Below are 19183 nucleotides of genomic sequence, written 5' to 3'. Positions count from 1 at the left end.
GTGGGGTGGGGAGATGGACAATCGCATCCTAGAAAGAGGCCTATCGATCATATCGCAGTGCAAGGGTCGAACGGGTGATATATGGGAGGCGCATTTCGGGGCGGCAGCTATCGCAAGCTATTTTTTCGTGAAAGAAAACCTGATGCCAGCCGAGACGTCAGCTCGAATAGCAGCAGAATCAGACGTAATGCTTCGCAGTCGAGCATACGAGCATATCGCTCGCAGCGGAGGAGAGCTGGATGCCGAAACAGCCGAAAAACAAATTCTGGCTGCTCTATTGCCTACAATGGATGGGCTCCACTGGGTCGGACACAATGTTATCTATGCAGCTATCAGTTTGATGGCGATCAGAGAACTTGACGGTTGGGGACATGCGGATGATATTGAAGGCATTACAAGCTTGATTGCATCTTTTAATAAAACCATTCCCGGAAGGTCATGGCTAGGGTATTCGGCATCGGACGTGAAGCGGCTGGAAGTGGCAGAGAGTGATCGCTTTCCTGCTATTCAAAATGCTGAGCAGCTATCCGAATTTATCATAAATGAACTTTCGTCTTTTCAAACCATTTACAGATCAGAGGCTCATCATGATCTAATTGGACATATGCTTACTTTTTCGCAAGCATTAACGATTTTGCATGAGCTCGGTCATGTCGAATATTTTCTGAAAGGCATTCCCTCTATTCAAAAGCTGGTTAAAGTTCTTCGTACCAGTCATCACATAAATCCGGAGCAGCCGCCAAAATTGTTCTCTTCAGTAGAGCGTTGGCCTCTACCACTGGCATGTCGATCAGATTGGCTGCCTGTTGAGGAAGAATACTGGCTGCAAAGCTTTCAACATACGGATTGGGATTTTGGTCACACATTTAAATTCCCGTACAGCTTTTATAATCATATTAACCGGCTCACCACAGCTAACCTTGAAGCAGTGGAAAACTTCCGATACATTATCGGGTAATGAAAACGGCAACCTACGACGGTATTTACTCGTCTAGGGTTGCCGTTTTTTTGCTGTATTTTAGGAAACTATATACGATCGGCATCCTCATGAATGTGTATTGAAGGTTAACCAGATTTGTTCCAAAAACATTTCGGGTGTATAGCCGCGCTCTTCTTTTTGGAAGGAATAGGATTCGCTGCTTAAAGCCATCAACAGCATATCAGCTTTAAAGACGCTGCTTGGTTGAGTGCGCCCGGTTGTTTCCATTTCCTCAAACAGCTGTACTAATAGTTCATGCAGCTCGATGTAGAGGGGACTCTGCGTCCGGGATGCATACCGATTGGTTGGTGTGGATTGTTCAACTCCTGCAAGCAGCTGGGATTTCTTTTCTCTGAAACGGATGAATAAGGTGAGAATCCCTTTTAATCGTTGGCTTGGCGGGGCTGTACGGTTTTGCTTCAAGTACGCTTCAATATTCTCGAAGAGGATAACGATGTTTTCTTTCATTAAATCCAGGCATAATTCGCCCTTGTTGCGATAACGGCGATAGAGCGTTCCCGGCCCGATCTTAGCCTCCGTGGCGATTTGATTCATGCTGACCTGTTCGACGTCGTTTTGCTCGAATAGCCGAAGAGCCGCATCCAGTATACGCTGTCGGTTTTCTGCAGCATCACGACGCTCGGAGCGGCCGTTTGTTTCCTCGGTATCATTCATGACTTCATCACTTCCTAAGTAAGGTTTGCAGACTGCTCTTGACAAGCGGAGACATCTCCGTTTAATATCAAGTGGAGAACTCTCCGGTTAATACTAACATATTCAAATTGAGCTTACAACCTAAGCTCAATCAGCAAAATAATGCCGTGTTTTTGCACATGCATGAGCTGACCGTCGACGCTCGGGTTGTCGCCTAGGGTTGAAAAACGGAGCCTATAGCTGGCTCTGCGGAAAGAAGGCATAACATCATGCCGATTTGGAAAAGAAATTTAATCGTCTGTTGGTTTGGCATGTTTGTATCAGGCGTAGGAATGAGTATGCTCGCCCCTGTATTGCCGCTCTATATCAAGCAGCTTGGTGTTCATGATACAGGCTCCATTGCCCAATATTCTGGAATTGCGTTTGGTATCACCTATATCATATCCGCTATTTTCTCACCTATATGGGGTCATGCGGCCGATAAGTTTGGACGAAAGCCGATGCTCCTCCGCGCAAGCCTTGGGATGGCGATTGTTATAGGCTGTATGGGTTTTGCGACGAATGTGCACGTTCTGATTGGATTAAGATTATTGCAAGGTGTCATAACGGGTTATGCAACAGCTTGTACAACCTTAATTGCGACGCAGACGGATAAGGAGCATTCCGGCTACGCTTTAGGCACACTTTCAACAGCAAGTATTGGTGGCTCATTGCTTGGACCATCAATTGGCGGCTTTATAGAAGAGGGATTTGGTTTACAAAACGTATTTTTTATAACAAGTGGGCTGCTGCTAATCGCATTCCTAACGACAGCCTTATTTGTAAAGGAATCATTCACTCGCGAGGACAAAAAGGTGCTTCCCCTCAAGGCGGTCTGGCAGCTCATTCCTGAGAAAAGCTTAACGATTACGATGTTCGTTACCTTCTTCATATTAACAGTGGCCTTATATTCCGTGGAGCCCATTATTACCGTCTATATTACTCATTTATCCCATGATTCCAGTCATATTGCACTGATAGCCGGATTAACATTCTCCGCTTCAGGTCTGGCCAACATCATTGCTGCGCCAAAGCTTGGGAAACTCTCCGATCGAATCGGGGTTCATAAGGTGATGCTCGTTGCTCTTGCGGCGGCAGGAATTATTTTTATACCGCAAGCTTTTGTGAGTAATCCTTGGCAGTTAATGGGCCTTCGCTTTATATTAGGTTTAACGGCAGCAGGCCTCACGCCTTCCGTTAATGTTCTAATTAAGAAAATAACGCCAGCCCCCCTTACGGGCAGAGTGTTCGGTTTTGCCATGTCGGCCGGCTATTTAGGCGTCTTCGGAGGTTCGATTTTAGGAGGACAGGTAGCAGCTTGGTTTGGTGTTCAATATGTATTTCTCATCACGAGCGCATTGTTGCTGTTGAACGCAGTGTGGGTTTATTTTAACGTATACAAAAAACTTAATAGGCAAGAGAAGCTTACGATGTGAGCGAGTGCGAGATCGTTCTCGGGTTTAGCCAGCGAAATAAGTTAGATATAGGAGAGGAGATTTTTTAATATGCGCATAAAATGGTTCGGTCACTCTTCGTTTTTACTGACTTCGGAGGCAGGGACGCGGGTTCTCATCGATCCCTATTATAAATTTCTAGGCTACCGCATGCCGGTACCCATTGAATCAGATATCGTCGTTGTTACGCATGATCATACTGACCATAATAAAATTAATGCCGCATCAGGCGATTATTTGCTGGTGAATGAGCCTAAGGAATACAGTCGCGGCGATGTGAGCATTACAGGATTCAAGACGTTTCACGACAAGGTAAATGGTGCGAAAAAAGGTCCGAATATCGTTTTTCGCTTCCAGATGGATGGACTAACGATTTGCCATTGCGGAGATCTGGGTCATCTATTGACCGAGCAACAAATAAAGGAAATCGGCAAAGTAGATATTGCCATTGTTCCTGTTGGAGGAAGAATGACACTGGATGGACCGGAAGCTGCTCAAGTTGTGCATCAATTACAAGCGACCGTTGCGATTCCGATGCATTACAGTACGAAGGCGCTAGGGATTTTAGGAAGATTTGTTTTCGCCAAGGCGGATAAGTTCATTAAGGCTGTTGGACATAGGACGACCGAAGTGAATACATTAGAAGTTACAAAAGAAAACGTGTCCCAATTTGCTGGCGTCGTCACGATGCAGTATGAATAATAGAAGGAAAACTCTGTGTTATTAAGGGTTAGATTGCACAAAAGAAGGCTCCGCGAGATGATCATGTCATCTGCGGAGCCTCTTTTAGCTTGATTTATGTGCAAAGAGTCTGGCTCTAGCCTGCTGCCCAAACGTCTAATTCAATTTTTAATTCGGGCAAACCTAATCCTTTGATATAAGCAACCGTCATGGAGGGGGGAGTTTGGCCAAACACTATATCCCAAATGGCATAGAAATGATCCCAATCTATTTCTTCCGTAGCCCAAATGTTGATTTTAATGACATGATCGGGAGTTAATTGTTGTGAAGAGAGGATATCAACAATATTACTCATTGTATTGGTTACTTGCTGATTAAAATCGGTAGGAATATTGTTGTTCTGATCAATGCCAATTTGACCGGAAAACACATACATCTCCGCATTTCTGCTTATTTTCGTTACATGACTATAGCTGCCAACCGGCTTCGCTATATTTTCCGGATTATATCTATGAACAACCTGATTATTTAAATTCATCGTTTGTAAGTCTCCTTATGAATGGAAAATAAACAAATATGAATAGTTTATTTTCACTGTATTTTTATCTTTTTATGATTGAAGACAGACCTATCCCGTCTTAATCAATTTTAGAAAAAAACAGCAGTAGAATACCCGATTCCAACAGATAATGATTTAATCGATCTCTTCTTCATCAAGTATCCCTCCTTCATTTATAAGTAAAATAACTTACAGTAGAATAATAACATTGTTGAAGTGAAAAGAATAGCAAGACTGTTGCATGACACCGATGAGGTAAGAACTGTTAATTTTGCTTTTTTAGAAGCTGTGCTTGTATATTGTTAGTATATCTTTTTTTAAAAAAAGGATTTTATAGGGAACATGCATGGGTTCGTGAAAACTGGAAATGTAGAAAGAGAATAAATACTTTTCTATCGAACCAGCCATATGTGTGGAATAGACAACCGGGAGGAAACAAAATGAGTACACAGAGTCTGGGAGTTCCATTAGAAGGTTTTGCTGAATTTAGTCGAACCGTAGCTGCAGAAGGCGCGGTACTGTTAAAAAATGAAGGACAAGTGCTTCCGCTTCGAGACGGCGAAAACGTTGCTGTTTTTGGCAGAACCCAAGTGAATTACTACCGCAGCGGTACAGGATCAGGCGGGAGCGTCCATGTTTCTTATACAACGAATTTATTAGACGGTCTTCGCGGTAAAAAGAACCTGGCAGTCAATGAAGAGCTTGCGGCTGTCTATGAAAAGTGGATAGAGCAAAATCCATTCGATAATGGCGGCGGCGGCTGGGCTGCTGAGCCATGGCACCAGAAGGAAATGCCGTTAACTGATGAACTAGTGTCGGGCGCAAGAGCTAAATCGAGCAAGGCAATCATTGTGATCGGACGTACAGCGGGAGAAGATCAGGATAATGCCGATGCACCGGGAAGCTATCAGCTAACCTCGGACGAAAAAGCAATGCTGAAGCAGGTAACAGCCTATTTCGAGCAAACCATCGTGGTGCTGAATGTATCGAACATTATTGATATGAGCTGGATGAACGATGAAAGTTATGTCTACCCCATTTCAAGTGCGATCTACTCTTGGCAGGGCGGCATGGAAGGCGGCAACGCCATTGCCGATGTTCTGGCCGGAGAAGTGACTCCGAGCGGTAAATTGACGGATACCATTGCTTATTCCATCGATGATTATCCATCCACTCGAAACTATGGCAATGAATTTAAAAACTTTTATCAAGAGGATATCTATGTAGGCTATCGTTATTTTGAAACATTTTGTCCAGAGAAGGTTCAATATGAATTCGGATACGGGATTTCGTATACCTCATTTAAAGTCGATTCTGAGCAAGCAATACTGACCACTAAAGATGGGAAGAAATACGTTGAAATTGACGTAACGGTTACCAATTCAGGAGCTGACTACGCGGGTAAAGAGGTCGTGCAGGTTTATTATGAAGCACCGCAAGGGAAATTGGGACAACCGGCTAAAGCTTTGGCTGCATTCGGCAAAACCAAAGTGCTTCAAGCAGGTGAATCAGAGCGCCTAACAGTGAGTTTTCCTGTAGATACAATGGCATCTTATGATGACGCTGGTGTGACAGGGCATGCTTCCGCTTATGTTCTAGAAGCGGGAACGTATCGTTTTTATGTAGGAACAAGCGTTAAAAACCTTATTGCAATAAGCGTACAAGGTAAAGACGGTTACGTTGTGGAAGCTCTTCAGGTCGTAGAGCAGCTGCAAGAGGCACTGGCACCAATAGAGGGCTTTAGCAGAATGAAGCCGGGCGCTCGGAAGGAAGACGGTTCATATGAGCTGATTACGGAAGAAGTACCCACTCGCAGCGTTTCCTTAGCAGAACGGATTGAGAAGAATCTTCCTGCAACACTTAAGCAAACTGGAAATAAAGGATTTAAATTAAGGGATGTTTATGAGCAGAAGGTTGGCATGGAAGCTTTTATCGCTCAGCTTAGCGACCAAGATTTGGCTGCCATTGTCAGAGGAGAAGGCATGAGCAGTCCGCTTGTTACGCCGGGTACAGCTTCGGCTTTCGGCGGAGTAAGCGACAGCTTATTTAATTACGGTATTCCCGTTGCTTGTACAGCAGATGGCCCGTCAGGTATTCGCATGGATAGCGGGCAGAAAGCGACTCAGGTTGCTATTGGTACTTTGCTTGCGGCAACTTGGAATGCAGAGCTGGTCGAAGAGCTCTACGTTATGGAAGGGCAAGAATTGTTAAGCAATAACGTAGATGCTCTGCTTGGGCCTGGCCTCAATATTCGCCGTAGCCCGCTGAATGGCCGCAACTTTGAATATTTCTCAGAAGATCCGCTCATTTCCGGCGTATTTGCAGCAGCATGTACTCGAGGAATTATGAAAGGCGGCTCTAACGCTACGCTGAAGCATTTTGCCTGCAATAACCAAGAAAAGCATCGCAGTAAAGTAGACGCTATCGTATCAGAGCGCGCTCTTCGTGAAATTTATTTGAAAGGCTTTGAAATTGCGGTAAAAGAGGGCGGCGCGAATTCAATTATGACCTCCTATAATCCAATTAACGGACATTGGGCGGCTTCTAATTATGATATGAACACTACCGTGCTTCGCGGCGAATGGGGCTTTAAAGGTATTGTCATGACAGACTGGTGGGCCATCATGAACGATGTCATCAATGGAGGAGCAGCGGATCGTAAATATACGAACTGGATGGTTCGTGCACAAAATGATCTATATATGGTTGTTCCTAACTATGGAGCGGAAATCAATGGCTGGGATGACAATACGATTGAATCGCTGGAGAATGGAACGTTAACAAGGGGCGAGCTTCAACGCTCTGCGATGAACATTTGTGAGTTCATTATGCATGCCCCTGTATTCTCGAGAAAACAAGTCATTGAAGAGAAGGTCGATACATTCAAAGCGAATGCATCTCTATCTCCGGAGCAAGCACAAGTACTTTCTGAGAATGCACAAGTTAAACCAGCGGCGGTAGGATCAAGCTTTATGAAAGTGGATCAAGCTGGCCAATACCGGATTATTGTCAGCATTATGTCTCCTGAGCCTGAACTGGCTCAAAGTGCTTGCAACGTGACACTGAACGATCAATTGATGACGACTATTCAGACGAATGGAACGGAAGGCAAATGGATCAAGCAGAAGCTTGTGAAAGTCGAGCTGGAAGAAGGTCTTTATGAACTGAAGCTGGAATTCATCAAACCAGGCTTGCAGATTGAATGGATCGAATTTAAAAAAGTGTAATGCAGAATAGCTGTGCGTAATACTTACCAGAAAAAACGAGGGCACCCGAAAGGGTGCCCTTGATTTTGCCTGCTTATAAAATCGGTATAGTAATGCTGTGACTTCATTGCTCTGCGACTAAGCCCTTTTCTTTGAAGACAGCACTTTGTGTATAAAATGCTTAGGCGGAATTTGGCTGGGCGATTGTTTATTGGAATCGTTAGAATGGATGATTAATGCTAGTAGCGCAACGTTTATGGAAGTAGCTGCAGCCTGCGAAACGAGGTAGACATTTTCCCAGTTTGGAGCGAATTTATTTTTATATTCATAAAGCCCTTTAAAGTTATACAGCTTGTTCCCATACTTATAGAGAAGCTTGATGATGTGCGAATCAGTAACGTTAGCAAGCGGAGCCATGCCTAAGCTGCAAACATCATAGGCTTGTTCTTTGGCCCAAAGGAACAGGGAAACAAATAGAACATCCATTGTGCCATGCGGGCATGCTTTTGTATAACGCATGAGATCAACCGTTAATCGCCGACAAACAGATTCTGCTTCCATAAATGGCTGATGATCCCCTGCAATGGTAACAAACGCTTCATAATTTCCATCAGGCCCAACGAGCACCGCGACTGGAAAACGCATGACATACTCCTTTGCGAAAGAGCCTACAGAAAAGCTTTTTTCTTTCCGATTACCCAGCCATTCATCTGAAATGTCTTGAAGACGATGGAGGAAGGAGTCGGAATATGGCGGGTGCAGAACCTCGAAGGTAAACCCGGAGCGTCCAAATTTATTCATGCGATTTCGCAGCTTAAGCCATTGCTTTCCATTCAGTTGAAAGGTAGATAAGTCGACCTGTGCTTCTTCTCCGATCTTGGAGCAGCGCAGCCCAAGCTTCTCATACAGCGATAGAAATGAGGATTTTGCTTGATAGAATACGGGTATTTGCTTATTCTCATTGCAGTCTGCTACAAACTGCTCAATAACGCGCCTAGTAAACCGGGGGTTTCCAACTGGGTCGCCAAGTACAATTCTTCTATTTAAGGCTGTGCGGTACACGATCAAAGCCTCGTAATCGGAATCCCAGAACCATTCTTTATCGCCAAGGTAGTATAAATGCGTGTGTGAGTTATTGCCGTATCTTTCAAGCAGTTTTGTCAGACGTTCTTCAGAATTGACATCAATCATGGTGAAGCCTCCAAGTAAGCAGTCTCTGGGAGCCAGCTGAAATAATATTTGTCTTCCTATTAAACAGGGATTATAGTTAAAAATTATACCAGTAATACCTAAGTTTTAGGTTTTTTTCTTGCGAATATAACGAATGTGGAGGAAGTTTTCATGAAAAAAGCATTGGTCGTTATCGATGTACAGGAAGCCTTTTTTTCGTTGCCGGAAAATTATCTTTACAAAAAAGAAGAGTTAGTAGCGCGAATCAATGAGTGGATTACTGCCGCGCGGGAGGGCAATGTCCCCATTATTTTTATCCAGCATACAGATTATGACAACGCAAATGATGAATTTTATGTAGATTCACCGGATTGGAAGCTGCATCATGGGCTCGACATAAGGGCTGAAGACACAGTCATACGCAAAACAAGCTGGGATTCGTTCTACGATACCGAACTAGCATCTACGCTAGAGGAAATGTCGATTGAGCAGCTTATATTTGCTGGAGCACAAACGGAGTTTTGTTTGGACACCACCATTCGGGCAGCTTACAGCCGTGGTTACAAGAACAATATTTTAGCGAAAAACAGCCATAGTACATTAGATAACACCGTCCTGACTGCACAAAAAATCATCGAACATCATGAGAAGGTTTGGAATAGAAGATTTGTTAATATTCTTGATGTAAATGAAGTGGCATTTTAGGAGCGCAATCTATTTTCAAGCCTACTTTTACTAGAAGAAATGATATAATGGTAATAATTTCTAATGGGAGGGCTTGAAGAAGTGCGTTTAATAAAAAATGCTTTATTGCTAGTCTTAATATTTAGTTCTTTATCGTTATTTGAGTATGGGAATTCGGTCAGCGCTGCCAGTAAGCCACTCATTAAGGTTATTGTTGATGGTGCTGAGATTAAACTGCCCGTAAATCCGATCGAGGTTAAGGGCAGCGCAATGCTGCACGCAAAAAGTATTTTTGATGCGCTGAAAATCAGCTCGAAATTCGACAAAAAGCGGATTACCGTGAATCACGGGGGAGTTACTTTTAAAGCGGAAGTAGATCAAACGCGTATTTATATCGGAAATCGAGAGCTTCGTTTGACACAGCCGCCTATTGTAAAGGACGGACGCACTTATGTACCGGCACGATTCATTGCCATTGTACTTGGCAAGGATGTGAAATACGATTCGAAAAATAGCCAACTGGTTTTCGGATTGACTGAAGATGCGAAAAAGGCTTTACTGCGTAGTTTGTTTGAGGCTGCGAGGAAGGGCGATGCCGCTGCGGTTACAAGCTTGATAAAGCGGGGAGCGGACCCGAATGGTAAATTGCTCGTCGAATATTTAGATAATACACCATTAAATTATGCTATCTCTAATAACAGAACGGATGCTGCTCGTGCACTATTAAATGGCGGGGCTACAATTAAGGATGCTGGTTCAGACATAGGCTTTAGTGTAATTGTGCTCCAGAATGCTGAATTGCTGGATTTACTGCTTACGTCAGGACTAGACCCAAATTATAAGGATAGGACGGGTTCGCTGCTGGAGTCAGCATCAGGCATTATTGGCATTTCTGAGAATGGAACTTTTTCAAAGGACTTGTATCCTTCCCCAGCTCTGGTTGATACATTGTTAAAGCACGGAGCTGACCCGGGGATAGACAACTCCCTCTATCGTGCTGTCCATGCTCAAAATTACAGTATTGTACAAGCTCTACTGAAAGCAGGCGCTGATCCTTATAAAACGAATCAACACGGCACTACACCGTATGATTTAAGTGTTCAGCGAAATATAAACCGTTGGCTGATCATACAGGAAAAACGTGTTGGACTGCCAACGCTAAGCATTACGGATGCTAAGGGGAACATAGTTGAAAATGGAAATTTAAATCTTCGCTCCATGGATGATTTTAAGAGCCCGCAATCCTATGTTGATTGGACTGCTGGACAAATTCATGTGGATGAGCCGAATGGCAAATATCAAGTCGTGAACGTAACGGTAGACGGTGGCACGTATATTTTACCGCAAAGTTTTAACTTTACGATCCAAGGTGAGACGGTAACACCGAGCACGTTAAAATTGCCTGATTTCAATGTCAATGGTACGTTAAGCAGTGAATTAGTTCCCATAAATGGCGGATATATTATGCTTTATCATAATCAAACATCTACATTAACTTTTATAAAAATTAATGCGAAGACGTTTAATCTCTATGCGCCTGCGGGGCAGTATCGGATCGTTGGATACCGTGATGTTTCTAATAAAGCGCATAGTGTAGAAGACGATGTAACCATTACTAATACAGGTGAAGTTCAGGCTATAGCAATCGATCTAAAAAAAGTAGATAACCCTATGAATCCATCGTAAATAAATTTTAAAAAAGGGACCGCTCGAGGCGGTCCCTTTCCATATGTTAAGACGATTATCCAGAGCGTTTATATAAATAGGGTGAAACGATAAAGGATTTATTATGAAATGGCATCTGATTAAATAACGAATGCCACCATTCGCAGCCTAGATCGTCCGAAACCGTAAAAAGTTGTGTGTTGATTTCATCTGTTTGCTGTGAAGAAAGCTGGACATGATGAGCCCAGGTATCCAGCAATTCATCCAGCATTAGCTCGACATCCGAAGGCAGCTTCAAATCTGACTCGTAATCGCTCATCCATTTCCCTTCCTTCCTACAGCCTTTTCTTTGTCTTTGGGCAGCATACCAAGCGTTTCGGCAAGCTGACGGCGTGCCAGCAGTATTTTATAGCGAACGGTGCCTGAAGGCAGCCCAAGCGCAGCGCCGATTTCACCGCTTTTCATACCGCCAACAGCCTTCATGAGCAGTATAGAACGAAGCTCCTCGGGCAGCTCTCGGATAGCTGACTCAAGCTCGTGAAACTGCTCACGGCCTGCTAACAATTGTGATAGGTCACCATTCGGACTTGGAAAGCTATACAGCTGGATTTTGGATACAGCTTGTTTATAGCTCTGCGATTTCCGATAATAATCCTTTACCCGATTGGCAGCAATCGAAAATATCCAATACAATTGTTGATCCTCGGGTATGCTTTCGACGACATCTTTGCGGTTCCAGATTTTCATGAATACGTCCTGCAGCAGGTCGGAGGCCGTTTCTTTACTTTCTGTTCGTCCGAGTAGATAAGAATAGATTTGCCTTGAATGTGTACGATACAATTGCTGAAACAAAGCCTCTGCGTTTATCGGCATAGCTTGCTTCTCATTCATTATCTCTGGTTTTGATCGTTCCTGTTTTTGAAATGGCAAGATACTGGAGTAGAGGTACAATTGCTTTCGAAGCTGTTATATCGCCGATGACTACAATCTCGGAAACTTTGCTTTTAATTAATTCGAGTTGAACATCCTCATCCATTTCGAAATTTCCAATCAGCACCATGCACATTTTTTCCTCAACGAATTCAAAGAAGCTGTTGGAGAACGTGTCATCTCCTAGAAATAACCGCACATTGGAGGACGTATTGGAATAATAAATGATTTGACCGAGCATGCGCGATATGGCGCTTCCTAATACGACCTCGCTCCCTTTAGGCAGTATCAGCTGTCCAGCTAAAATCACATCTTGAAACCCGATCTTCTCCACTGGTGAAGTGATGACCGCTTGCCCCGCAATGACGACAATATCCTCAGGAGCGCCATTGCTGTTGGCAAAAAACTCGCCTCCCAATGAAACTTGCCCGGACAAGATTTTCACTTTGCCTGCCGTAGAAGGGACTAAACAAACGCATCCAATATTTTGCTGGGGTATGCGATTCAAAGCACTAGATAGTGATTCTGGGGCAATTATGATACCAATGTTGCTAATGGAGGTCACATTAGCCAAGTCCTCAGCTTTCACTCCAGTCAAATCGAGAAGACCCATATTCTCCAAAGCTCTTTCTTGAACATTAGCTTGCTGCACGTTTTCCATACGCTTCACGCTCCCATCATTTTCTAATTACACTAAATATAACGTATGACATTTAAAAGTGTTGGAAGAGAACAAAATTAGTTAATTCATTGCATCTTTAACGTTGCTTCGTTATCGTAGCATTAAGAGCGATACATTAATGATACGTGTTAGGAGATTCGGGAAATGAAAAAAAAGATCTTGATTGTTGAAGATGATATTCATATATCCAAAATTATTAAAATGAATCTCAACCTTGTGAATTACGATACGGCGGAGGTTTATGACGGCTTGGCGGCGCTGGAGCTGCTTCAGCGGGAAAAGGTTGATCTTATATTGCTGGATGTGATGATCCCTCATTTGGATGGATTTGCGCTGATGGAACGAATTAAGCCGTACCAGATACCGGTTATTTTTTTGACGGCCAAAAACTCTGTCTACGATAAAGTGAATGGATTGAAACTGGGAGCCGATGATTACATGGTTAAGCCTTTCGAGGCTATCGAGCTGCTTGCCCGCATAGAGACGGTATTGCGAAGATACGGCAAAGAAGAAAGTGTATTACAATTTCAATCTATTACAGTCAATATGGATAAACGAGAAGTAACCAGTCAAGGGGAAGTAGTCGAGCTGACGCCGAAGGAATATGAATTGCTTGTTGTTTTGCTGAAAAATAAGAACATTGCCCTCTCGAGAGAGCAGTTCATTAGTAAGGTATGGGGCGGCGACTATTATGGCGAGACGAGAACGGTCGATATGCATATTAAATCGCTGCGCAAGAAGCTAGAGCTGCAGGATTACATCAAGACGATTTATAAACTCGGTTATCGGCTGGAGGATTAAGAGGATGAAATTTTGGCAAAAAATTTATGTCTTCTCTATTCTAGTTTTCATCATTATTTTTAACGCTGCCTCTATTATGGTGATTGAGCGGAGCCATAATCGAATGCTTAAGCAGGAAATCAACAACGCTTTAAGCCAGAACATGAGCATCCATTCCAGCGTCGATGCGATTGTACCCATCCTTCGAATCTATGACTCCATTGATTACGAAAAAACGGTATTAACGAGAATTGCTAATGAATTTGTTGGTAAAAATAACGAGCAGCTCGTTTATTTAGATATTAGAGACGAGCAAAATCGGTCAGTCTTTAACAATACCGATTTTCAAATCCCAAAGCAACGTGAGGAACTGGACAAGCTCGCCGTAGACGAAATTAGTTATATTTTGCGGGATATCGATCAGCGAACGATACTGTTCACATCAAATATTGCGAATATAAACCATAAAAGCTATGTTTTCACCTATATGATCGATGTTACTTCTGTGTACCAGGACCGGGTGGATCAATATCAGTTTTTTGCCAAAGTAGATGTGGCTGCCTGCTTCCTCTATATGCTGATTATGTTTTTTGTAAGCCGAGGGCTAACGAGGTCGATTGACCGGCTTAGCCAGACCGCGCAGGTTATTGCACAAGGCGATTTCTCGGAGCGCGTCCGGATAAAATCAAAGGATGAAATTGGCATGCTGGCTCAAAATTTCAATGATATGGCTGCTGTTGTTGAGGACAAAATTACGATTCTCGAGCGAAATAATGAAGAGAAACAGCGGTTCATCAACAATTTTACTCATGAATTGAAGACGCCTTTGACTTCCATTATTGCCTACGCCAATTTTATGAGGACAACCAAATATAACGAGGAAATGTTTATGGATAGTTTGAATGTCATTTATTCGGAAGGAAAGCGTTTAGAGTCGTTGTCATTGAAGCTCATGAACCTGATTTTGCTGCAGGAGGACGATTTTCAGATGGAGCTGCACGATTTAGGGGCGATTTTCGCTGAATTAAAGCCGACGCTTAGTGTAATGGCGAGCGAGAAGCATGTGGGGATGATCGTGGAATGCGAACCGTGCGAGCTGCTGGTGGAGAAGGATTTGATAAAGGTGTTGATCTCCAATCTTGTAGATAATGCGCTGAAAGCTTCAGCCCCGCAGCAAACCATTATACTGCGTGCTCTGTGGCGCGGAAATCAATATATTTTGCAGGTGCAGGACGAGGGTATCGGCATTGCCAAGGAACATCAGGACAAAATATTTGAACCTTTTTATATGGCGGACAAGTCTAGAACAAGAAGCAGTAACGGAGCAGGTCTAGGGCTTGCGATATGTCAAAGTATTGCAGGCGTACATCATGCTGCAATCCATATTGCAAGCAATGAAAATCAGGGCACAACCGTAGAAGTTGTGTTCACTCCGGGTCATCCGAAAGGCGGGATTAAGGAATGAACAAGCTCATTCTGGTTATGGTGCTCGCAGCGCTCGCAATCATTTCGACGGGGTGCGGAAACGTATTGGATAGGACCCCCAAAGATACGGTAATGGTTAAAAAAATAACGAAAGAAACGGGCAGCAACGATGTGGAATACGAGGGTGTTCTGTCCCAAGAGGCGGTGAAGACGCTTAGTTTGAATGCAGTCAATAAGTATTTGGAAAAGAGTCTAACGATTGATGAGCTGCAATTTGAGCTGATGGCTATTGACCAGCATAAATTTAGAGAACTGCTAAATGAAGCGGAGTATGGAACTAACCCCAGACCGGAAAGGGCGCAGGTGATTGAACAGGGCGCTGAGGCCAAGCTGGATTATCAAACAGAACTGGATGACATTTCTGGCGGCTTGTATTATATAACGCTGACTAGATTGTCTGATCCTAGTGAAGTATATGACATCGTGCTGAACGCCAAAGACGGTGATGTGATTAGACTTTCCGAAGTGGGTGTCGTACGGGCCCCTTCCTCCAGCAGTCAAAGTGAACAAGAGAAAATCATTGCTCTCGCAAATGCGTTTATCGATATAGAAGGAAGTTACTCTTTATCTGAATTGTCGCTGAATGAGGACATTACCCGCTGGGACAGCGTTGTGGAATTGTTTTATACGAGTAAGGAAGATGAGAAGCTGAAATATTGTGTCACGGTGAATGTGAGGCAAAATAAGGTTGTCGGGTTTAGCAAGGACGTTATGGCGTTGTTAAGTTACTATTCTAGACTGTAAATAGAGTGAGATGAAGAGAGCCAATTGCATGTGCAATTGGCTTTTTTGAAATATAAGAATTTATAAGTTTGTTAGCTTATAAAGGGCTTATATTTCACCGTCAAAGCTACTTCAGCGTCTAAAGGACGCCGAAGGCGTTTTTGCTTGCATTTTTATATTTTACAACTTCAATACAACTCTATCTCACTTATCATATATCCAGTCACTATACTGATGAAGTAATGCCTCGGAACGATAAAAGTGCAAGCAGTAGACAATGATAGCAATTGAAAGGAAGAGAACCTATGAAAAAAGCATTGTTCATTTTGTTGACGATAATGATGATGGTTGTATCTGCATGCAGCTCTGCTGCAGGCGGAAATTCAGGAGGTACGCAGACACCTAACGAGGGGCAGGCCGGTACAAATCCGCCTAAGGAAGAAACGGTTGAACCGAAAAACAGCAATGAGAAAAAAACGATTGTGTTCTCGACTTTTTTTCAGAACGATTTCTTTGTAGAAGCCAAAAAGAAATATGAAGCCAAGCATCCCAATATCACCATTGATCTCAAATACATCGATACAGAGGATGCGGATTTAGAAGTCAATTTGGAGAAGTTTATCAAAACGACAGGTACGGCTTTGTTATCCGGTAAAGGGCCTGACCTGATTGAGATGGACCAGCTGCCATCAGGGGATTATATAAAAAAACAGCTGCTGGTCAATATGAGTGAGATGATCGATAAGGACCCAACATTTAAGAAGGAACAGTATTTTGGCAATATTTTAGACGGAATGAAAGTGAACGGAGGATTATATGGGATGCCGCTTGGCTTTTTTATTTATGGTCTCTTCGGCAATAATACGTTGATCGAGAAAAGTGGCGTTAAGATTGACGACAGCCATTGGAACTGGACTCAGTTTATAGAAACGGCTAGAGAACTCGTCAAGCATACAGATGAAAATCAATCGGTATTAGGCACAAGTCAGCCGGAATATATGATTACGCAGCTGGTTAATGATCAATATGGGACGTTTGTGGATAAGGAGAGCGGGAAGGCTAATTTTGACTCTGCTGCCTTTACTGATTTGCTGAAAGAAGTAAAATCCGTGTTCGATGACAAAATTATGAGTGGAGATAAAGGCTTTCCTATATTTAGAGACACCCAAATTAACTCGCCTGACGATTATATTCGTGAGATAAAACAAAGCGAGTTTTTGACAGAAGGTCTATCCCACAAAACAAAACTATACTTAAAGCCGATCGCAAGCGGTCAGCAGGCAGGCGGCTCCTTCAGAACGTATCAAACGCTGGGCATAAACGCAAAGTCTTCTGTAAAAGAGGAGGCATGGGATTTCTTGAAATTTATGCACTCTGATGAAATGCAGCATCGAGCAGGCAGTGCTGGCTTCCCACTCAGTAAAGCTTCATACAGCAGGGTCGTCCAGGATGTATTAAAAAAAGGAACGGTTAAGTCTGATCAACCGATCGGGCCGATGAAAGGCAAAGTGTTTGAAATTACCCAAAAGGATATTGATGATCTCGATAAATTCCTTACTGGAGCCAAATATTCGGTTCAGTTCAACAATACTCATATTGATGACATTGTAAGGGAAGAGTCCTTAGCTTATTTCGCCGGACAAAAAACGCCTGAAGCCGTGGCAAAGCTAATTCAAAATAGAGTGACGACTGTTTTAAATGAATAGGAAAAGCATCAAAAGTGTTCTAATCAGGCTGCTGCGCAAGGATGGTGCTGCGGCAGCCTGCTTTTTGGCACCGAGCCTGATTGGTTTTTCCTTATTTTATCTTGTCCCGTTTGCCATGGGAGTTGTGTATTCCTTTCAGGATAGTACCGTTAACGGCTCATTTGTTGGTTTGGACAATTACAAGGATTTGCAGGCCAGCGCATCCTTTCGGAAAGCGGCAGCCAATACATTTCTGTTTACTGGCGTTAGTGTACCGCTCATTATCGCTTTGTCTTTGTTGTTTGCGCATTTGCTGAATCAAAAGCTGTTTATTCGAAATTGGCTGCAGACCGCCTTTGTACTGCCGCTTGTCGTGCCTGTCGCATCTATTGTGATGATATGGCAAATCATGTTCGACTGGAATGGGACATTGAATGCTTGGATGCAGAGCTTGCATCTGGATCGAATAGATTGGATGAAGTCGGAATGGTCAATCGGTGTGTTAGCCATCGTATATACGTGGAAAAACATCGGGTACAACATCATATTATTTTTGGCGGGGCTCCAAAGCATTCCTAAAGACTATTATGAGACTGCGGATATCGAGGGTGCGGGCATTTTCCATAAATGGATTCATATTACGCTCGTTTATTTGACTCCGACCCTGTTTTTTGTCGTCCTTATCTCTATTATTAATTCGTTTAAAGTGTTTCGTGAAACGTATCTGATCGCAGGCAACTATCCTCATGACCGCATCTATATGCTGCAGCATTATATGAATAATATGTTTTTATCCCTTGATGTACAGAAGCTGACAGCCGCTGCAGTTCTAATGGTAGGCTGTATTCTTGCTTTTGTAATGGTCATGCTTTCCATCGAACGGCGTTTTCGGAATTCCATGGATGGGTGAAAGGGTGGTGAAAGGATTGCCATTATTTAAAAAGCTTGTGTTGTCAGTTATCATGGGGGGGCTTGCTGCGGCAATGCTATTCCCCATTGTTGTTACATTTTCCAATTCATTCATGACAGAGACTGAAATTGACTATAACTACAATCTCATTGGCAAGATGGTTAATATTGCGGCAGGGGAAAAAGACGGATATATCAATTTAAAGCTGATCCCAGATTGGGTATCATTTGGTCAATATGATGAAGTATTGGTTCATAAACCGATGTTTCTCCATATGTTTTGGAATTCCGTGTTTATTGTTGTACCCATCATTGTTCTGCAAGTGATGATCGCATCTCTAGCCGCTTATGCATTTGCCAAGCTGCGGTTCTGGGGGAGGGATAAGCTGTTTGTCGTATATTTGATGACCATGCTTATGCCATTTCAAGTGACGTTAGTGCCCAATTATATTATTGCGGATAAGCTGGGGCTCATGAATACAACTTCCGCCATTATACTGCCGGGGATATTCAGCGCTTTTGGCGTGTTTATGCTCAGGCAGTTCATGATGCATATTCCATATACGTACGTTGAAGCAGCAAAAATAGATGGGGCAGGGCATGCAACCATTTTTTATCAAATTATTGTACCGCTCGTCAAGCCGGGTATCGCCGCTTTAATTGTTTTGTTATTTGTTGATAATTGGAACATGGTTGAGCAGCCGCTTATATTTCTTGAGGACACATTCAAGCAGCCGTTGTCACTCTATTTATCGCGTATTAGCGAGGGTGCAAGGGGCGTTGCTTTTGCTGCCTCCGTTTTGTATATGACTCCGATGGTGCTGTTATTTTTATATGCAGAGTCTTACTTTGTTGAGGGTGTTCAGCTATCGGGAATTAAAGGTTAGCCCATTCACGG

18 protein-coding genes are annotated in these 19183 nt (G+C 43.2%); 12 read left to right on the top strand and 6 right to left on the bottom strand.

Annotation, left to right across the window (positions count from 1 at the left end):
• The first annotated feature begins 13 nt into the window (after positions 1-13).
• Positions 14-958, top strand: coding sequence for a hypothetical protein (locus tag BK120_RS05670; protein ID WP_076266499.1), 945 nt, complete (start codon positions 14-16; stop codon positions 956-958).
• 87 nt (positions 959-1045) lie between these two features.
• On the opposite strand, the gene BK120_RS05665 is transcribed toward BK120_RS05670, so the two are convergent.
• Entirely contained in the window at positions 1046-1654 is a 609-nt protein-coding gene (locus tag BK120_RS05665) for a TetR/AcrR family transcriptional regulator (protein ID WP_076266498.1), read from the bottom strand.
• A gap of 248 nt (positions 1655-1902) precedes the next feature.
• Between BK120_RS05665 and BK120_RS05660 the strand changes: the two genes are divergently transcribed.
• Together BK120_RS05660 and BK120_RS05655 are read left to right on the top strand one after the other, a co-directional pair.
• Positions 1903-3108 (top strand): multidrug efflux MFS transporter, encoded by a 1206-nt coding sequence (locus tag BK120_RS05660; RefSeq protein WP_076266497.1) that lies wholly within the window; start codon positions 1903-1905, stop codon positions 3106-3108.
• 69 nt (positions 3109-3177) lie between these two features.
• On the top strand, positions 3178-3828 hold the full coding sequence (locus BK120_RS05655; RefSeq protein WP_076266496.1) for an MBL fold metallo-hydrolase: 651 nt from the start codon (positions 3178-3180) through the stop codon (positions 3826-3828).
• Positions 3829-3943: 115 nt separating this feature from the next.
• Here the strand turns inward: BK120_RS05655 and BK120_RS05650 are convergent, their stop codons facing one another.
• Positions 3944-4345: a RidA family protein gene (locus BK120_RS05650; RefSeq protein WP_076266495.1), complete on the bottom strand. Its 402-nt coding sequence runs from the start codon at positions 4343-4345 to the stop codon at positions 3944-3946.
• A 461-nt stretch (positions 4346-4806) separates the two neighbouring features.
• Here BK120_RS05650 and BK120_RS05645 point away from each other — a divergent pair, with 461 nt between their 5' ends.
• Complete coding sequence (locus BK120_RS05645; RefSeq protein WP_076266494.1) at positions 4807-7593, top strand: glycoside hydrolase family 3 C-terminal domain-containing protein; 2787 nt, start codon at positions 4807-4809, stop codon at positions 7591-7593.
• Between the two features lie 117 nt (positions 7594-7710).
• Here the strand turns inward: BK120_RS05645 and BK120_RS05640 are convergent, their stop codons facing one another.
• Entirely contained in the window at positions 7711-8763 is a 1053-nt protein-coding gene (locus tag BK120_RS05640) for a phosphatidylglycerol lysyltransferase domain-containing protein (RefSeq protein ID WP_076266493.1), read from the bottom strand.
• Positions 8764-8913: 150 nt separating this feature from the next.
• On the opposite strand from BK120_RS05640, the gene BK120_RS05635 reads away from it, so the two are divergent.
• Both BK120_RS05635 and BK120_RS05630 read left to right on the top strand, forming a co-directional pair.
• Positions 8914-9447 carry a cysteine hydrolase family protein gene (locus tag BK120_RS05635; protein WP_076266492.1) on the top strand — a complete coding sequence of 178 codons (534 nt, stop codon included), beginning with the start codon at positions 8914-8916 and terminating at the stop codon, positions 9445-9447.
• An 81-nt stretch (positions 9448-9528) separates the two neighbouring features.
• Positions 9529-11112 carry a stalk domain-containing protein gene (locus BK120_RS05630; protein ID WP_076266491.1) on the top strand — a complete coding sequence of 528 codons (1584 nt, stop codon included), beginning with the start codon at positions 9529-9531 and terminating at the stop codon, positions 11110-11112.
• Positions 11113-11167: 55 nt separating this feature from the next.
• On the opposite strand, the gene BK120_RS05625 is transcribed toward BK120_RS05630, so the two are convergent.
• Genes BK120_RS05625 through BK120_RS05615 form a run of 3 tightly spaced genes read right to left on the bottom strand, consistent with a single transcriptional unit; the run spans position 11168 to position 12682 of the window.
• Positions 11168-11410, bottom strand: a complete 243-nt coding sequence (locus BK120_RS05625) for a hypothetical protein (RefSeq protein ID WP_076266490.1) — start codon at positions 11408-11410, stop codon at positions 11168-11170.
• Positions 11407-11964, bottom strand: coding sequence for an RNA polymerase sigma factor (locus BK120_RS05620; RefSeq protein ID WP_179089748.1), 558 nt, complete (start codon positions 11962-11964; stop codon positions 11407-11409). Before BK120_RS05620 ends, BK120_RS05625 begins: the two co-directional genes overlap by 4 nt.
• A 10-nt stretch (positions 11965-11974) precedes the next feature.
• Positions 11975-12682, bottom strand: coding sequence for a hypothetical protein (locus tag BK120_RS05615; RefSeq protein ID WP_076266488.1), 708 nt, complete (start codon positions 12680-12682; stop codon positions 11975-11977).
• Between the two features lie 165 nt (positions 12683-12847).
• Between BK120_RS05615 and BK120_RS05610 the strand changes: the two genes are divergently transcribed.
• From BK120_RS05610 to BK120_RS05585, 6 genes are all read left to right on the top strand, one after another.
• The gene (locus tag BK120_RS05610; RefSeq protein ID WP_076266487.1) at positions 12848-13504 is read left to right on the top strand and encodes a response regulator transcription factor; all 657 of its coding nucleotides are present in this window, start codon (positions 12848-12850) and stop codon (positions 13502-13504) included.
• Between the two features lie 4 nt (positions 13505-13508).
• Positions 13509-14948, top strand: a complete 1440-nt coding sequence (locus BK120_RS05605) for a sensor histidine kinase (protein ID WP_076266486.1) — start codon at positions 13509-13511, stop codon at positions 14946-14948.
• Entirely contained in the window at positions 14945-15712 is a 768-nt protein-coding gene (locus tag BK120_RS05600; RefSeq protein ID WP_076266485.1) for a hypothetical protein, read from the top strand. The genes BK120_RS05605 and BK120_RS05600 overlap by 4 nt, the downstream gene beginning before the upstream one ends.
• 284 nt (positions 15713-15996) lie before the next feature.
• Positions 15997-17397 carry an ABC transporter substrate-binding protein gene (locus BK120_RS05595; RefSeq protein WP_076266484.1) on the top strand — a complete coding sequence of 467 codons (1401 nt, stop codon included), beginning with the start codon at positions 15997-15999 and terminating at the stop codon, positions 17395-17397.
• The gene (locus BK120_RS05590; protein ID WP_083681644.1) at positions 17390-18286 is read left to right on the top strand and encodes a carbohydrate ABC transporter permease; all 897 of its coding nucleotides are present in this window, start codon (positions 17390-17392) and stop codon (positions 18284-18286) included. Before BK120_RS05595 ends, BK120_RS05590 begins: the two co-directional genes overlap by 8 nt.
• Positions 18287-18338: 52 nt before the next feature.
• Positions 18339-19172, top strand: coding sequence for a carbohydrate ABC transporter permease (locus tag BK120_RS05585; protein WP_372238959.1), 834 nt, complete (start codon positions 18339-18341; stop codon positions 19170-19172).
• Positions 19173-19183: the final 11 nt, after the last annotated feature.

The organism is Paenibacillus sp. FSL A5-0031 (genome assembly GCF_001956295.1).
Taxonomy (GTDB): Bacteria; Bacillota; Bacilli; order Paenibacillales; family Paenibacillaceae; genus Pristimantibacillus.
Note: the sequence above shows the minus strand (reverse complement) of the source record. Positions and strands in the feature narration are given on the sequence as shown.

Bases quoted from the DNA above. Each gene is read 5' to 3' on its own strand.
- BK120_RS05670 (WP_076266499.1), top strand. From the start codon at position 14: ATGGACAATCGCATCCTAGAAAGAGGCCTATCGATCATATCGCAGTGC.
- BK120_RS05655 (WP_076266496.1), top strand. From the start codon at position 3,178: ATGCGCATAAAATGGTTCGGTCACTCTTCGTTTTTACTGACTTCGGAG.
- BK120_RS05590 (WP_083681644.1), top strand. From the start codon at position 17,390: ATGAATAGGAAAAGCATCAAAAGTGTTCTAATCAGGCTGCTGCGCAAG.
- BK120_RS05605 (WP_076266486.1), top strand. From the start codon at position 13,509: ATGAAATTTTGGCAAAAAATTTATGTCTTCTCTATTCTAGTTTTCATC.
- BK120_RS05660 (WP_076266497.1), top strand. From the start codon at position 1,903: ATGCCGATTTGGAAAAGAAATTTAATCGTCTGTTGGTTTGGCATGTTT.
- BK120_RS05665 (WP_076266498.1), bottom strand. From the start codon at position 1,654: ATGAATGATACCGAGGAAACAAACGGCCGCTCCGAGCGTCGTGATGCT.
- BK120_RS05610 (WP_076266487.1), top strand. From the start codon at position 12,848: ATGAAAAAAAAGATCTTGATTGTTGAAGATGATATTCATATATCCAAA.
- BK120_RS05635 (WP_076266492.1), top strand. From the start codon at position 8,914: ATGAAAAAAGCATTGGTCGTTATCGATGTACAGGAAGCCTTTTTTTCG.
- BK120_RS05620 (WP_179089748.1), bottom strand. From the start codon at position 11,964: ATGCCGATAAACGCAGAGGCTTTGTTTCAGCAATTGTATCGTACACAT.
- BK120_RS05600 (WP_076266485.1), top strand. From the start codon at position 14,945: ATGAACAAGCTCATTCTGGTTATGGTGCTCGCAGCGCTCGCAATCATT.
- BK120_RS05615 (WP_076266488.1), bottom strand. From the start codon at position 12,682: ATGGAAAACGTGCAGCAAGCTAATGTTCAAGAAAGAGCTTTGGAGAAT.
- BK120_RS05645 (WP_076266494.1), top strand. From the start codon at position 4,807: ATGAGTACACAGAGTCTGGGAGTTCCATTAGAAGGTTTTGCTGAATTT.
- BK120_RS05625 (WP_076266490.1), bottom strand. From the start codon at position 11,410: ATGAGCGATTACGAGTCAGATTTGAAGCTGCCTTCGGATGTCGAGCTA.
- BK120_RS05595 (WP_076266484.1), top strand. From the start codon at position 15,997: ATGAAAAAAGCATTGTTCATTTTGTTGACGATAATGATGATGGTTGTA.
- BK120_RS05585 (WP_372238959.1), top strand. From the start codon at position 18,339: ATGGGGGGGCTTGCTGCGGCAATGCTATTCCCCATTGTTGTTACATTT.
- BK120_RS05640 (WP_076266493.1), bottom strand. From the start codon at position 8,763: ATGATTGATGTCAATTCTGAAGAACGTCTGACAAAACTGCTTGAAAGA.
- BK120_RS05650 (WP_076266495.1), bottom strand. From the start codon at position 4,345: ATGAATTTAAATAATCAGGTTGTTCATAGATATAATCCGGAAAATATA.